This is a genomic window from Halanaerobium sehlinense, from assembly GCF_055379485.1.
The window spans coordinates 2,103,761-2,118,343 of sequence record NZ_AP042442.1; the positions used below are offsets into that span (position 1 = coordinate 2,103,761).

Sequence of the window (14,583 nt, forward strand, 5' to 3'; positions counted from 1 at the left end):
ATTCAAAGAATAATTTTATCATTTTGATAAAATCAACCTAATTCAATTCTGCTTATATCTCTCTAATTATTGGCTCACCTTCAATTAAATCACTATAATCGTCTACATTTCCATCATTAAGAGCTGTTTCAATAATTTTACGTCCCACAGGATGCAGCCCTGGTTCTAAATAGTCTCTTAAACATTTTTTAAAGAAGTCAGAAAGAATCTTTCCACCAATATCATAGGCTTTTTCTCCTACTTCTGCCTGACGGTGAACCTGTAAAAATTCTCTTTCAATATTTTGTCCTTCCACCAGCAATTCCTGAAGAGAATATCCAAGCAGAGGCATCCGAGCAGGTCGAAGCTGATTTTCTGTAAACCAGGCTCCACCTCGACGGGCCAAATACTCTCTTGTTATCCATTCTGGCATAAAACCTACCTTCCAGGCACCAATATGCTGATTTGGAATTAAAATATATTTCACTTTGGGAGTTTCCATTATTTGTTCTAATAACAAGTTAGCTTGATCAACCTTTTTTCCTGTTGCAAAAGGCCAGTAAGAGCCAACTCCTTCAGAACTCATTCCATCACCTGTAATAATACTTGGATTTCCATGTCCACGTGGTGCAACTAAACGCCAGAGCCAGGCCAGCGCAGGTGGTAAAACATGAAATAATCCTAAAATTCCATAAGTCGGATTTTCTTTAGTACAGGGGGGAACTCTCACACCAAAACTGCGAACATCAATTGACAACGGATCTTTTAAAACATCCGGTATTATATCTCTAGGAATAGTGACTCTGGGGTTAGGACATGGTTTGCCCGGTTCATCTTCGATATGCTCCCAGATTAAAGCAGTACTATTTGGGGCAGCATCAATATTTAAAAATAATAATGGTTTCTCTGGGTCAGCTGTTATAGACTCAAGATTTGGCTCAGTACCATATTTATTGATGTGATCAACCCTTACAAACCAAGAATTCTCAGCATCCATTAAAGTTAGTTTACCATTGTTTTTCTGAAGTGAATTATGACAAATTGCCATATCATCAGTCATTGGACGTAAACCACAACCCTGTGGTAAGGTTATATGAAACTTTTCATCTGTCATTAAATTTCTTCCAAAAAGCAGACGACCACTTCGTTCACGATGCATATCCTCTAACATCTCACTTTTACCACCACCACTGGCTCCTTCATGTGAGATATTAACCGTATTCCCGTAAGGAGTTACAACCTGAACAGCTGAGCAGTGCAAAGTTACCCATTCTTCTTTTTCTCCTTGATTAATCAGCATCCCATAAACTCCCTTTTTCGCACTAGGACCAGGATATAAATTATAAGCAAACATTTCATATTTATTATCCAGCCGACGGTGAACTACAACCTGCTTACCATTAAAATGAGTATGGCGAAAAGGGGGTGCAATATAAATGTGAGATGTAGGTTTAAATACTTCTTCCATTTCACGAGTATCAATAATACCCTGCAGTAATGAAAGACCAAAAGCAAAAAATGCTGCATTTGCTGGTACAACAGCCAGTGCTTTAACACCTAAACCCTTTGGTCCAGTTTCAAAAAAGAAAAGTGCAAGTTCCTGATCTTTTAGCCACTCAAAGGTTTCTCCCCTAACTCTATCTTCAAATCTTTCACCAAAACGATTTTCATATCTTTCCTTATCAGTAGCCTTCTCATCTGCAATCAACATACAGTTGGGATCTCTTCGCCTCATATATGCTTCAGGATAATTGGCAGAAATTCCATTTCTCACTTTACAGACGACTGCCTCAACTACATCTCCTCGTCCAGTTATATTATATTTTACTTCCTGACACCCATTTTTAGCATCTCTTACAGATAGGTCTACCAGCTGCTGTTCATTATGAGCAACAGTATATTTAGGACAGGCATCAAGTAATTCTTCAACCTCTTCCGGCAGTTCAACATTTTTTAAATCTTTATCTTTTTCTAAACTTTTAACTTTAACCATAAGCTGCTATCTTCTCCCTTCTTAATCTTATCTCAAAAATAAATGAAAATTTTCAAAATTAAAAATAAATAAAAATACTCACTGCTCAGATACTTGTTATTTATTTTATCATAAGCGCAGAAAAGCTACAAGCTTTTAATAGCCTGTAACTAAATCTGCTGCATAAATTACCATGCCGGTAATTGGAGGAACTAAAACTTCATTTGAATGAAAAAATCGAATTGGCTCAGTTCCAGCCTCCTGATCATCAACCACTATAGCCCAGGTCCTATTTTCTGGAAGATAAAACTGTTTCCACTCTTTAGAAGGATTTAACAAAACTAAGATTGTGCTCCAGGAATCTTCATTTGCATTATTAAAAATACCATAGCCTACAGTCCCAAATGGAGAATTTATAAAATGTAAATTTTCTTTAATATCTGCTCTTTTTCTCATTCTAAAAGCTGGATGATGACTGCGGAGATTGATTAAACCCTTGACATAATTAAAATGATCTCGATAAGTGGTTTTCCGTTCCCATTTTAACTCATTAACAGAAATATCGGAGGAAAAACTATTTTTATCCCCAAATTTAGTTCTTAAAAATTCTGTTCCAGCCAGCATAAAAGGAACCCCCTGAGAGGTAAATAAAATTGTCTGGGCCAGCTTATGCATCTTCTTCCGCTGCTCTTCATCAGCTCCAGGACAGGAACGCGCCAGCTTATCCCAAAGCGTTAAATTGTCATGTGCTTCAAAATAATTAATACTCTCTCCAGGATGAAGGGTAAAACCATATAGACGTCTTTCTTCAAGTCCAATAGAGCCAATTACACCTTCATCAATTTCTCTTTCTAAACCAATTTTCCCCTGAATAAATCCTTTTTCGGTTCCATCACTGTTTCCTTTAAGGGCATTTCGAAAATTATCATTAAAAACAGAAATCCCGGTTCCTTTCTGATCACTTTTTTTAATCTGCTGATAGCGGTGCAGCTGTGGCTCAATTGCTGTCCAGGGCTCACCATAAACTAAAACTGAAGGATTTTCTTTGCGCAGCTTATGTTCAGCTAACAGCATGGTTTCTCTATCAATAGCTGACATTAAGTCAAATCTAAAACCATCAATATGATATTCTCTACTCCAATACAGCAGAGAATCAACAATATATTTACGCATCATCTCCCGCTCAGTTGCAATCTCATTTCCACAGCCCGATGCATTAGCAAATTTTCCATCTTCAGTAAAGCGATAAAAATAATTGGGGAAAATCTTCTGAAAGGGTGAATTCTGAGTATGATAAGTATGATTATAGACTACATCCATAATCACTCCAATTCCATAAGAGTGAAGAATTTTTACCATTTTTTTAAACTCATAAATTCTACTTTCATTAGCCGGATTGGAGGCATAAGAACCTTCTGGAACCATATAGTATAAAGGGTCATATCCCCAGTTATAATCATCAGGATTGGTGTCATCAACAGAGGCAAAATCATAAACAGGAAGTAAATGAACATGAGTTATCCCCAATTCTTTAAGGTGGGCAATTCCAGTCAACATCCCCTCTTTATTTACACTATGCCTTTCAGTAAAGGCACTATATTTACCTTTATGTCTTATTCCACTTTCTTTTGAAGCAGAAAAATCTTTAACATGTAGTTCATAAATCACAGCGTCAACAGGATCATTAAGTTCTACTTTCTGGTCATGAGTCCAGGTTGGTGGATACACTCGAGCTGGATCAATAATCAAACCACAGCTGCTATTTGTACCAACAGCCTTTGCCCAGGGATCAACGAATACATACTCTTTTCGAGGCAGCTTTAATCTTAGTCGATAATACTCTCCATAATATTCTTTTGAAAACTCAACCTGCCAGGTATCACTTATTGAAGAATCCAACTCGAATTCATTCAATTTTTTATAACCCTGATCATCAGCAAAAATTTCAATAACTGCTGCCTGTGCAGGAGGTGACCAAATTTTATACTGTATTTTATCTTCAGAAAATGTTAAGCCTAAATCATCACCTGCATAATATAATTTTGCCGGGTTGGTATTTAGCTTTGTTTCGAACATAAAATCATCTCCACAACTAATGCAATTTTATTAAAATTAGTATTGTTTTTTAGAAATTTCTAATTGTAATTTACTGTCTATATTATTATTTATTCTTTATCCTATCAACTATTCCTGCCAGTTTTTTAGATTAATTATTTTAAAAAACAGGTTATTTAAAATTTATGTAGAAATAATATATTTAAGAGCAGCTAAAAAAATTAAAATGTGAGGTGAGGCTATTGTTAACAATTCATGACAGTTTGACTTTCGAAAAAAATGATTTCGATATAACTGCTTATGGAGAAGTTTTGCTAGATATGATTTCTAGGGAAGAATCTCCACTTAAAGAATGTGCTAATTTCACCCGCTATTTTGGTGGTTCTCCAGCCAATGTTTTAGTCAATATGCAGCGCTTAGAAAATAAAACAGCCTTTATTAGTCGAGTAGGCAAAGATGAATTTGGGGAGTATTTGACAGAAACTTTAGAAAAAGAAGGTGTAAACCTCGACTGTCTGCAGCAGGACCTGGAAGAAGGGACACCAATTATTTTTGTTAACAAAAGTAAGAAAACCCCTTCCTGGCTTGCTTACCGAGGAGCAGATATTAATATAAAAATAACCGATGAAATATACAATAAAATAGATAATTCTTCAGTTTTTTTCACCGGAAGTTTCATACTTTCCAAAAACCCTGCAAGAGCCACTGCTATCAAAGCTATAGATTATGCAGTTAAAAAAAATAAAATTTTTGCTTTTGATCCAAGCTTTAGAGCTATTCTCTGGCCGGAAGGCAATAAAGGGAGTAAAATAATACGAGAACTTTTAGCTCAGGCAGATTTTATTAAACCCTCTTTAGATGATGCCTATCACCTCTATGGCCAGGATCATCCAGAAAATTACCTAAAAAAATATCATAATGATGGTGCTAAGATTGTGATTTTAACCCTGGGTAAAGATGGAGTTTTGCTTTCAGATGGGAAAAATGATCCAGTTCACATTCCTGTTTTTTCAGAAAAAGTTGTTGATGTAACTGGTGCTGGTGACTCTTTTTGGTCCGGATTTTTGACTGGAATCTTGAAAGGACTGCCAATTATTGAAGCTGCAAAGTTAGGAAACGCAGTTGCAGCTTTTAAAATTCAAGGTGTTGGAGCCCTATCTTCTGTTCCACCGTTAATGGAAATTATATCTTATTATGATATTCAGCCAATTAAGGGAGGTAATTTTAATGAGTGAAATTAAACATGTAGCATTTTTAAATCCACAGGGAAACTTTGATCCTAAAGACAGCTATTGGACTGAACATCCAGATTTTGGAGGCCAGCTGGTTTATGTTAAAGAAGTCAGTAAGGCTCTAGCTGAAATGGGAATTAAAGTTGACATAATTACAAGGCAGATAAATGATCCTGAATGGCCTGAATTCAGCAGCCTATATGACAGCTATCCAAATTGTGATAATTTAAGAATAATTCGTTTACCTTTTGGTGGAGATCAATTTTTAGCTAAAGAAAAATTGTGGCCTCACCTGAAAGAATATGTTGATGCAATAGCAGAATTTTATGATGAGGAAGGTGCTTTTCCAGATTTCTTTACCACTCATTATGGTGACGGAGGTCTAGCAGGTGTACTATTAAAAGAAAAGATGGAAACTCCCTTTTCTTTTACAGGTCATTCACTTGGAGCCCAGAAAATGGATAAATTAAATTTTTCTAAAACTAATTTTGATCAGTTGATAGAGAGATTTAAATTTCACAGCCGCATCATAGCAGAAAGATTAACAATGAAGTTTTCTAATCAGATTATTGTCAGTACTACTCAGGAAAGAATGGAGCAATATTCACATCCATATTATGAAGAAGCCGTGGATGTAGACAATGATAAAAAGTTCTCTGTTATCCCACCTGGAGTAAACACTGATGTCTTTGACGGAAATTATTCTAAGGCAACTGCGAAAATGATTGAGCAATATTTAAATAGAGATTTAAGTACAGAACGGATAGAAAAACCAGCTATTATCTGTGCCAGCCGCCTTGACCAAAAGAAAAATCACTTAGCATTAGTTAAAGCTTTTGCTGAAGATTCAGAGCTGCAGCAAAAAGCAAATTTAGTAATCACTCTCCGAGGTATTGAAAATCCGTTTGAAGATTACAGTTCAGCTGCCGGGGAAGAAAAAGAAATTTTAGATCAAATAATGGAAGTTATTGATGAATATGATTTAAAAGGCAAAGTTTCTATGTTCCCCTTAAGCAGTCAAAAAGAACTGGCTGAATGCTATGGTTATCTGGCTAATCGAGAATCAGTCTTTTCATTAACTTCATTTTATGAACCATTTGGACTGGCACCTGTAGAAGCAATGGCAGCTGGTTTACCGGCAGTTGTGACTAAAAATGGTGGTCAAAGTGAGATTATGGCTGATGATGAATTTGGAATTTTAATTGACCCCGAAGATCCTGCTGATATAGCAAGAGGACTCAAAAAAATTGTAGGTAAAAGTTCAATTTGGAGGGATTATCAATTAAAAGCTAAAGAACGAGTAGAAAGTAAATATACATGGGAGCAGACTGCCAGGCGCTATCTTAAAGCTATGGCAAAAGGCTTGAGTTTTGAAATACCAGTGATTCACAGCGAAATTCCAGCCTATTATTTCCTGCCTGATAGCGATAATGAGCATAAATTGTTAGAAAGATTTAAAGAAAATGTTTTTAAAAAATAGACATTTGCTAATAATTTGATATAATAAATAGATAGGAATAACTATTATTAGAAAAAACAGAAAATTTTTAGTTAGTTAATATTATAGGGAGTGATTTGTAAATGAACAATAATAAGCCACATACAGCTTATTTCTGCATGGAATATGGATTAGATGAAGATATGCGTATCTATGCAGGTGGATTAGGTATTTTAGCAGGAGATATTCTTAAAGCGGCAAAAGAATTTTCGTATCCTGTAACAGGAATTGGACTTTTATGGCGCAAAGGTTACTCAAAACAGGTGATTAATGCTGAAGGTCGACCTGAAGACCAGCATCCTGTCAATAAAGAAATTTATGAGCATGCAGTAGACACTGGAGAAACAGTATCTGTCACAATTAGGGAGCAGGAAGTTACACTTAAAATTTGGAAGTTAGATAAATTTAATAATGCTACCTTATATCTTTTAGATGCTAACCTTCCAGAAAACAGAAAGTATCAAACTATAACTGACGGTCTTTATGACGGGTTTAATGAAAAAAGAATTGCTCAGGAAATTGCTTTAGGAATCGGGGGAGTTAAGGCTATACGCAAACTAGGACTCAACATCGATATCTATCATTTCAATGAAGGACATGCTGCTCTAGCGGGAACTGAATTGATCAGAGAAAAAATGGAAACTGGCATGGACTTCCATACAGCCTGGGATGATGTTAAAGATGATATTGTATTTACTACTCATACACCTGTTAAAGAAGGAAATGAATCTCACAGTTTAGATAGCCTCAAAAAAATGAGTGCTTTTAATACTTTAACCAGACAGCAAATGAAAGAGATTGGTGACAGTCCTTTCAGTATGACTGTTGCAGGCTTACGTCTTTCCAGAATATCTAATGGTGTTGCTAAATTACACGGACAAACTTCACGCGAAATGTGGAAAAATGTTGCCGGTAAATCTCCAATTATCTCAATTACCAATGGTGTTCATAGAGGCACCTGGGTTGATGATAGAATTGTAGAAAATATGGGTAACACTGAAGCTATTTATAAAACACATCAGACAATGAAAAAAGAGTTAGTCGATTTTATTAAAGAAAGAAACGGAGCTGAGCTCAATCCAGATAAGTTAATTATTGGTTTTGCTAGAAGAGCTACTGCTTACAAACGTCCTAATTTAATCTTTAAAAAATCAGATCTAATTGATCCTTATTTAGAATCTGGTGATATTCAGCTAGTCTTTTCAGGTAAAGCCCATCCAACAGATGATAATGGAAAACAAATAGTAGCAAACCTTGTCAAAAAAGCGAAAGAATTTCCAAACAGTGTAGTTTTCTTAGAAGATTACAATATGGAAATTGCCCGCTACATGACCCGCGGTGTTGATATTTGGTTAAACAATCCCCGCAAACCACTTGAAGCCAGTGGTACTTCAGGTATGAAAGCAGCTATGAACGGCGGCCTGAACTTGAGTATTCTTGATGGCTGGTGGGTTGAAGGCTGTGAGCACGGAATTAATGGCTGGCAGTTTGGCGATGGTTATGTAGGTGAAGGTCAGGATGAAAGTGATCTTTACGCACTCTACAGAGTCTTATTAAATGAAGTTGTTCCTACTTTCTACGGCAATAAAGATCGCTGGAAAGATATGATGACCGAAAGTATTGCTACAACTTACGAAAGATTCTCTGCTAAAAAAATGCTAGAAAGATATTATGCGGAAATGTATAATAAATAAAAGAATAAAGATATTTAGCATAGTCTCCACGACGACTACAGCTAAATAAAATTAAGGCCTACCCGAATCTGTCTGACGGACTCGATTTCCTAATGCTGAGCTGACTATTCGTTATAAAATGAAAGCTCAGTGAGTCAGACAACGGGTAGGCTTTTCTTGATTTTATTAGTTTTTCACTAGCATCGATTTCTGCAATTCTATTCTTGTTTCTTCATCAATTAAATATTCTACTATAGTCATTGCAAATTCCATGGCAACTCCTGGTCCTCTTCCGGTAATCAAATTACCATCAATTACTACTCTCTCTTCCTGATAATTACAGGAAGGCATATCTTTATCAAAACCAGGATAACTGGTTGCCTTTTTGCCGTCTAAGATTCCTGCTGCCTCTAAAACAATTGGAGCAGCACAGACTGCTGCACATAATTTATTTTCTTCGTTTAATTGTTTTATAATATTACGCAGTTCATTGCTGTCACGCAAATTAGCAGCTCCGGGCATGCCACCAGGTAAAACAACTGCTTCTAAATCAGCAGCATCAATTTCATTTATTTCAGTATCAGTTTCAATCTTTATACCGTGGTCACCCTCTATCTTTTTACTGCCTATACCTGCAGTTATAACATCAAGTCCAGCTCGTCTTAGAACATCAATGTTGGTAACTGCCTCAATTTCTTCAAAACCTTCAGCCAACGGAATTAAAATCTTCGCCATAAATTAGCCTCCTTTAATTCTCCTGCAAATCTTCTTTTTCTTTTTTACTTTCTTTATTTTGTTTAGTTTGTTTAGTTTGTTTAGTTTGACTTAAATAATTATTCAAATCATCTGGTAAAGATTTTAAATGGTAATCTCTTTGAGGAAATGGTATTTCAATCTCATTTTCTTTAAAATGATCCCAAATAGACAATAAAACCTGACTTCTAATATTTTGTATACCATTCCTAGGATCACTAATCCAAAAACGAACCTCAAAATTAACTGAATTATCACCAAAACCCATTAAAAGCACATTAGGTTCGGGTTTTGTTAAGATTCTATCTTTTTCTTCAATAGCTTTCATCATTAATTCCTGGACCAGCCTTAAATCACTATTATAAGAAACACCAACCTCAGCATCTACTCTTACTAATTCATCACTGTAAGACCAATTTATTACCTCTTTAGTAATAAAATCTTCATTTGGAATTAAAAATTCTTTACCAGAACGGGTAACAACTGAAACAAAACGGGTATCTAATTTTTTTACCCAGCCATAAACATTTCCAATTTCAACCACATCACCAGGTTTGATTGATTTATCAGCTAAAATTATAATTCCACTGATGAAATTTGAAACTATTTTCTGCAGACCAAAACCTAAGCCAACACCAATAGCTCCACCAAGGAATGCAAAGGCACTGAGATCAATTCCAACTGCACTAAGGGTAAATAAAATTGCTGAAGTAAAGATTAAAAACTTAGCTATTTTATTTAATAATACCTTAATTGATGGAGTTAAATCATCACTTTTATCTATCCTTCCAGTTACCAAACGGCTTATCTTACCTGCCAGCCAGAATAGAATACTAAAAATGATGACTGCCTTCATAATTAATAATAAAGAAATACGCAGATTGCCGCTGTTAAACGCTAAACTATCTAAGAAATTTATTGTTTCCTGATAAATATTTAAAATTCTTAGAGCAGCAATTATCCAAATTAAAGCTGATAAAAACCTGAACATCTTGTTTCTTGGAAAAAACAAAGTAATAGTTTTTACTATCAGCCAGGCTGAAACTAAGTTGCCAAAAATACTTATAACCACTGCAGGCAGCCCAAAAGCTGCTGCAGTAACATAATAAACTCCAATTAAAATTATCAAAATCAATGGAAACAATAATCTATCAATAATTCTAATCTTTTTTCTTTCTCTTAAAGCTTTAATTTTCCCCAATAGCTCATCAACATGTTTATATAAAATTTTGGAAAGAAAATATGAAGCAGCAACAAGTACAGCAAAAATAATCAGCTCAATTAAATTACTCCAGACAAAAAGATTATTTTCGATTCTTTCAATAATTAACTGTAAATATTCTGCTATTTGTATATCTTCGAGCATTAAATCACCTCATTAGATTCTAATATCACCATTATATTTATATTTAAATCTTTAGCATTTAAATAAAAGTTGTCGTTTCTGATTTTTTAAATAACTGAACGAATAAAAACATTTTGCATGAAAAAAAGCAAAATAAATGAAATCAAAGCTGCTGTGATTGGTGTCAGCACCCAACCAACTCCAATTTTACCCAACAATCTAAAATTAATATTCCTACCACCTTTGGCAAGCCCCAAACCTAAAACTGCCCCCACGACTGCTTGAGAACTAGAAACTGGAACCAAAGGTAATGACGGTAGATTGAGCATTACTAAAAAATCCTTTAAAGTCGAAGAAGCAAAAACAAAAAGTGTTGTTGAACTTGCTAGAACAACAATAAAAGCTCCAATTGGTGAAATATCCATTATGCTTGATCCAACTGTCAGCATAACCTTCTTTGAATAAGTTACAACTCCAACCGAAATAGCGATTCCACCCAATAAAAATAGCTGCTGAGCTCCTGTAAAAGTAAATAAACCTAAATTATAATTTGGCACCTCCATGATTCCCGTGAAAACTCCCATTACATTTGCAATATTATTAGCTCCTAATGAATAAGCACCAAATGCACCAACAATTAAAAGTCCCCAGCGTGTATAAAAATCAAGATGAAGTAAATGTATCTTAGCTTTATTTAATCTTTGCTTAAAAATAAAATATAAGATTACTGCAAAAAAGCCTGATAAAACTGGCGAAAATATCCAGGCACCAACAATCTCTCTTAAAACCGCTAAATCTGTTGCAAAACCTGAATAAAGATTCCAGCCAATAATACCTCCGACAATTGAATGTGATGTAGAAACTGGCAGGCTTAATTTAGTCATCCAGGAAACAGCAACTGCTGCTGAAAATGCAACCACAAAGGCAGCTGGAAGAGTTCCTACTCGACCTAAAGCTCCAAGAGTATGTGAGGCTCCAGCTCCACTGACTACGGCTCCTAAAATCACAAAAATAGTCATAATCAATGCTGCAGTAGAAAATTTAACCATCCTGCTTCCAACAGCTGTACCAAATATATTTGCTGCATCATTTGCTCCCAGTGACCAGCCCAAAAAAAGACCGCTGGAGAGATAAATCATTATCTCAATCATTTCCCACATCACCATCCAATCTTAGTTTAAATTCTTCTTTTAATCGCTGCTACAGAAACGTCTTCACTAACACTTTCAGCCTGATCAGATAAAGCTGCAATCTCTTCAATAAAATATCGCAGCTGTATTTTGCGGGCTATCTCAATTTCTTCATACTTTTCAGAAAATATTTTCCTTTTTAATCTTTCTTCATTTTTATCTGCCTGATGTTCAAAAAAATGAACTTTATTTACATAATCATTGACCTGAGAAATTTCTTCAAAAAAAGCTCTAACCGCTTTAACTAACATATCTACAGCTTCAGTACTGTTTTCAACTAATTCTAAAAAATCACTTTCTAATTCTTCTGGAATCAGCGGCTTTTCTATTGAAATTTCATAAATAACCTCTTTTGCTAAATCAGTAATGGTATCAATTTCTTCAATTATTCCCAAAACATCAGCTCTGGATTCAGGTATCAGCATATATTTATAGAGCTTATATTTTATATCCTTTTGATGTTCATCAGCATTATTTTCTATTTCTTTAATATCTGTCAATGATTCTTCAAAAAGCTGAAAGTTCTTCTTGATATATCTGTTTAAATCTCGTTTAAAAGTTAAAGAACCCCGATTAACAAGATCCAGATATTCTGTAATCTCTATTTCCAATTCTTTTGAACGACCAAATAATATATGTGGCATCAAAATCACTTCCCTAGATATAGTTTTAACTCTTCTGCTAAAGATTCAGCATCTTTAAAATGAATAACTCTTATTCCTTTTGCTAAGGCTGCCTCAATATTTTTTTTAGAATCATCAATAAATACTGATTCTTCAGCTTTTAAATTAAACTTTTCAAGTAAGTAATCATAAATTTCTGTTTCTGGTTTGATCATTTTTACATCAGCAGAAATAACTCGTCCATCAAAATAATCAAAAAAATCATAGCTGCTGTTGACATAATTAAAAGCTTTTTTATGAAAATTAGATAGAATGTACAAATTATAGTCTTTGGCAGCAAGAGATTTTAAAATTTCAAGGCTTTCATTTTTTACTTTCAATATTTTTTCCCATTCAGCCATTACATCTGAAATCTCAGCTTTTAAATCAGGATTCCTCTGCTGCCAGATCTTAACTGCTTTTTCCTGGCTAATAGTTCCACGGTCCAGCATTAACCATTCTTCAGTTTCAAAAATTTCAGATTTTAATCTTTCTTTTATTTCTCCCTGATAGTTTAAATCAATTAAATATTGGTCAGGATCAAAATCTAAAAGTACATTTCCCAGATCAAATATTATATTTCTAATCATTATTATCCTCCATCCTAATGACACCAAATATTTATAAGTTTTTTACAGCTAAATTTATTTGAAACATGATGATTGTTTACAATTGTTCATAACCATACAGTATCTATTATATACTATTCTCGCTTAATCAAATTTTTCCTTTTTATTTTGCTTGTTAAAGCAAAAAATCCGACACAAAATGGTCGGATTTAAATCTTAAAATCATAAATATTATTTTTTGTTTTCTAAAATAATGTGTACTATATTAATTTGAATAATTATTGCTTATTCAATTTCAGCTTTCATTTTCTCTATTAGTTGATTAAATCGCTTATTATAGCCTTCCTGAAACTCTGATACTTTCTGGGCCAGCTGCTGCCTCATTTGAGCATTCATTCCATTTTGACCGTCAGCATTTCCATTTTGAGCAGCAGCTAAAGGATTCTGGCCCTGTGCCTGAGACTGTGCCTGTTCTAAATGCTGCTGCACCTGTTGATCAAGCTGTTTCTTCTGAGTTTGATACTGCTGCTGCAGGCTCTGTGCCTGAGTAAATTGTTTTTCAAAAAAGGTGCTGTTTCCACTTTCCTTAAGTGATTCAACAGCCACAACTGCTTCTTTTCGTCTTTTAATTTGTTCCGAAGAATTGCGAAGTCCAATTGATTCAATTAACATCAGCTGAGCTTCTTTTAAATAAGCTTCATCTTTATCTTCTAATTCATGCCACAAAGCCTCAGCGTCCATCTCTTCTTTAAAAAATGGTGCCATAATTTCCTTTAAATTTTCTCTAATCTCTAAAGAATTGACATTATCAGCCTTAGCTCCATAAACTTTGTCTGCTCTTTCCATTGCCTTTTCATAAGCACTTTTCATAATTATCAGTCCTCCCTAAACAGATCAAAAAATCTATCTTGATATGCATTAAAAACTCCCCAGCGATCAAGCTCCTTTTTTAACTTTGAAGGATCTTCATCACCATTTTTAACCATTTCAAACATTTTTTCGATCTCTTCACTGGCTGCAATTGGCAGCCCTTCGAGATTTCTGGTAACCACTGAATATCCCTGATCATCAGTACTTAGAAATCCTTTTTCCTCGTAATCAGGAAGCTGTGATTTATAGGCACTTTTTAAAACCAGTTTCTGAATAAACTTCATTAAAGAAACATCCCAAAGTTCATCTACACCCTTAATAATCACAGTCAAATTTTCATTATTTTCATCATTTTCATCAATTTCATCTCTTATTTCAGCTTCTGCATTCTCAATTTCTCGGCTGATTGTAAAAGTTCTGATCGACTCTTTGCGATAATTCATTTTATAAAGTAATCCAGCAAGATCAGGATTTTCACGTGCAATCATCTGCATTGCTTTTTTTGCTTCACCACTAAATCCACTCATGTTTATCATATAATCCGGAGTTAATAATTTAGGCTTTTCCCAGGTTATTTTACCTTCTCTAATCTTAGTTTCGGGCCCCTCATCCGGAAATTCCTCTAAATAATATGGCTTGCTGAGTACATAATAGTGGAGAGTTGTATCATGTTCAGTAGAAATTAAATCATCTGGTTCAAGCAAAATTTCTGTATTTTCCAGCACTTCTTTAATTCTCTGCTTATCTTTCATTTTAACTCCTCCTCTCAAGCCCAAATGGAGTTT

General features: G+C 34.6%; 12 protein-coding genes. 3 read left to right on the forward strand and 9 right to left on the reverse strand.

Annotated elements, in window-relative coordinates; genetic code table 11:
• Window positions 1–52: 52 nt before the first annotated feature.
• Window positions 53–1,972 carry a DUF4914 family protein gene (locus ACZ446_RS10270; RefSeq protein WP_464392466.1) on the reverse strand — a complete coding sequence of 640 codons (1,920 nt, stop codon included), beginning with the start codon at window positions 1,970–1,972 and terminating at the stop codon, window positions 53–55.
• Window positions 1,973–2,107: 135 nt separating this feature from the next.
• Window positions 2,108–4,027 carry a type I pullulanase gene (gene pulA, locus ACZ446_RS10275; protein ID WP_464392467.1) on the reverse strand — a complete coding sequence of 640 codons (1,920 nt, stop codon included), beginning with the start codon at window positions 4,025–4,027 and terminating at the stop codon, window positions 2,108–2,110.
• Window positions 4,028–4,239: 212 nt separating this feature from the next.
• On the opposite strand from pulA, the gene ACZ446_RS10280 reads away from it, so the two are divergent.
• The 3 genes from ACZ446_RS10280 to glgP all read left to right on the forward strand — a co-directional run bounded on the left by ACZ446_RS10280 (window position 4,240) and on the right by glgP (window position 8,430).
• Window positions 4,240–5,241, forward strand: coding sequence for a carbohydrate kinase family protein (locus ACZ446_RS10280; RefSeq protein WP_464392468.1), 1,002 nt, complete (start codon window positions 4,240–4,242; stop codon window positions 5,239–5,241).
• The gene (locus ACZ446_RS10285) at window positions 5,234–6,718 is read left to right on the forward strand and encodes a glycosyltransferase (RefSeq protein ID WP_464392469.1); all 1,485 of its coding nucleotides are present in this window, start codon (window positions 5,234–5,236) and stop codon (window positions 6,716–6,718) included. The genes ACZ446_RS10280 and ACZ446_RS10285 overlap by 8 nt, the downstream gene beginning before the upstream one ends.
• 101 nt (window positions 6,719–6,819) lie before the next feature.
• Window positions 6,820–8,430: an alpha-glucan family phosphorylase gene (gene glgP, locus ACZ446_RS10290; RefSeq protein ID WP_464392470.1), complete on the forward strand. Its 1,611-nt coding sequence runs from the start codon at window positions 6,820–6,822 to the stop codon at window positions 8,428–8,430.
• Between the two features lie 165 nt (window positions 8,431–8,595).
• Here the strand turns inward: glgP and ACZ446_RS10295 are convergent, their stop codons facing one another.
• The 7 genes from ACZ446_RS10295 to ACZ446_RS10325 all read right to left on the reverse strand — a co-directional run bounded on the left by ACZ446_RS10295 (window position 8,596) and on the right by ACZ446_RS10325 (window position 14,550).
• Window positions 8,596–9,144, reverse strand: a complete 549-nt coding sequence (locus ACZ446_RS10295) for a DJ-1 family glyoxalase III (protein ID WP_464392471.1) — start codon at window positions 9,142–9,144, stop codon at window positions 8,596–8,598.
• Window positions 9,145–9,157: 13 nt separating this feature from the next.
• On the reverse strand, window positions 9,158–10,528 hold the full coding sequence (locus tag ACZ446_RS10300) for a mechanosensitive ion channel family protein (RefSeq protein WP_464392472.1): 1,371 nt from the start codon (window positions 10,526–10,528) through the stop codon (window positions 9,158–9,160).
• 86 nt (window positions 10,529–10,614) lie between these two features.
• On the reverse strand, window positions 10,615–11,658 hold the full coding sequence (locus ACZ446_RS10305; protein WP_464392473.1) for an inorganic phosphate transporter: 1,044 nt from the start codon (window positions 11,656–11,658) through the stop codon (window positions 10,615–10,617).
• A 26-nt stretch (window positions 11,659–11,684) separates the two neighbouring features.
• Window positions 11,685–12,341, reverse strand: a complete 657-nt coding sequence (locus ACZ446_RS10310) for a DUF47 domain-containing protein (protein ID WP_464392474.1) — start codon at window positions 12,339–12,341, stop codon at window positions 11,685–11,687.
• Between the two features lie 5 nt (window positions 12,342–12,346).
• A complete protein-coding gene (locus ACZ446_RS10315; RefSeq protein WP_464392475.1) occupies window positions 12,347–12,949 on the reverse strand; it encodes an HAD family hydrolase in 603 nt (200 codons plus the stop codon).
• Between the two features lie 264 nt (window positions 12,950–13,213).
• Window positions 13,214–13,798: a hypothetical protein gene (locus tag ACZ446_RS10320; protein WP_464392476.1), complete on the reverse strand. Its 585-nt coding sequence runs from the start codon at window positions 13,796–13,798 to the stop codon at window positions 13,214–13,216.
• Window positions 13,799–13,803: 5 nt separating this feature from the next.
• Entirely contained in the window at window positions 13,804–14,550 is a 747-nt protein-coding gene (locus tag ACZ446_RS10325; RefSeq protein ID WP_464392477.1) for a hypothetical protein, read from the reverse strand.
• Window positions 14,551–14,583 lie beyond the last annotated feature (33 nt).

Coding starts and splice junctions, on each gene's coding strand:
- ACZ446_RS10270 (WP_464392466.1), bottom strand. CDS start 1,972: ATGGTTAAAGTTAAAAGTTTAGAAAAAGATAAAGATTTAAAAAATGTT.
- pulA (WP_464392467.1), bottom strand. CDS start 4,027: ATGTTCGAAACAAAGCTAAATACCAACCCGGCAAAATTATATTATGCA.
- ACZ446_RS10285 (WP_464392469.1), top strand. CDS start 5,234: ATGAGTGAAATTAAACATGTAGCATTTTTAAATCCACAGGGAAACTTT.
- glgP (WP_464392470.1), top strand. CDS start 6,820: ATGAACAATAATAAGCCACATACAGCTTATTTCTGCATGGAATATGGA.
- ACZ446_RS10295 (WP_464392471.1), bottom strand. CDS start 9,144: ATGGCGAAGATTTTAATTCCGTTGGCTGAAGGTTTTGAAGAAATTGAG.
- ACZ446_RS10300 (WP_464392472.1), bottom strand. CDS start 10,528: ATGCTCGAAGATATACAAATAGCAGAATATTTACAGTTAATTATTGAA.
- ACZ446_RS10305 (WP_464392473.1), bottom strand. CDS start 11,658: ATGATTGAGATAATGATTTATCTCTCCAGCGGTCTTTTTTTGGGCTGG.
- ACZ446_RS10310 (WP_464392474.1), bottom strand. CDS start 12,341: ATGCCACATATATTATTTGGTCGTTCAAAAGAATTGGAAATAGAGATT.
- ACZ446_RS10315 (WP_464392475.1), bottom strand. CDS start 12,949: ATGATTAGAAATATAATATTTGATCTGGGAAATGTACTTTTAGATTTT.
- ACZ446_RS10320 (WP_464392476.1), bottom strand. CDS start 13,798: ATGAAAAGTGCTTATGAAAAGGCAATGGAAAGAGCAGACAAAGTTTAT.
- ACZ446_RS10325 (WP_464392477.1), bottom strand. CDS start 14,550: ATGAAAGATAAGCAGAGAATTAAAGAAGTGCTGGAAAATACAGAAATT.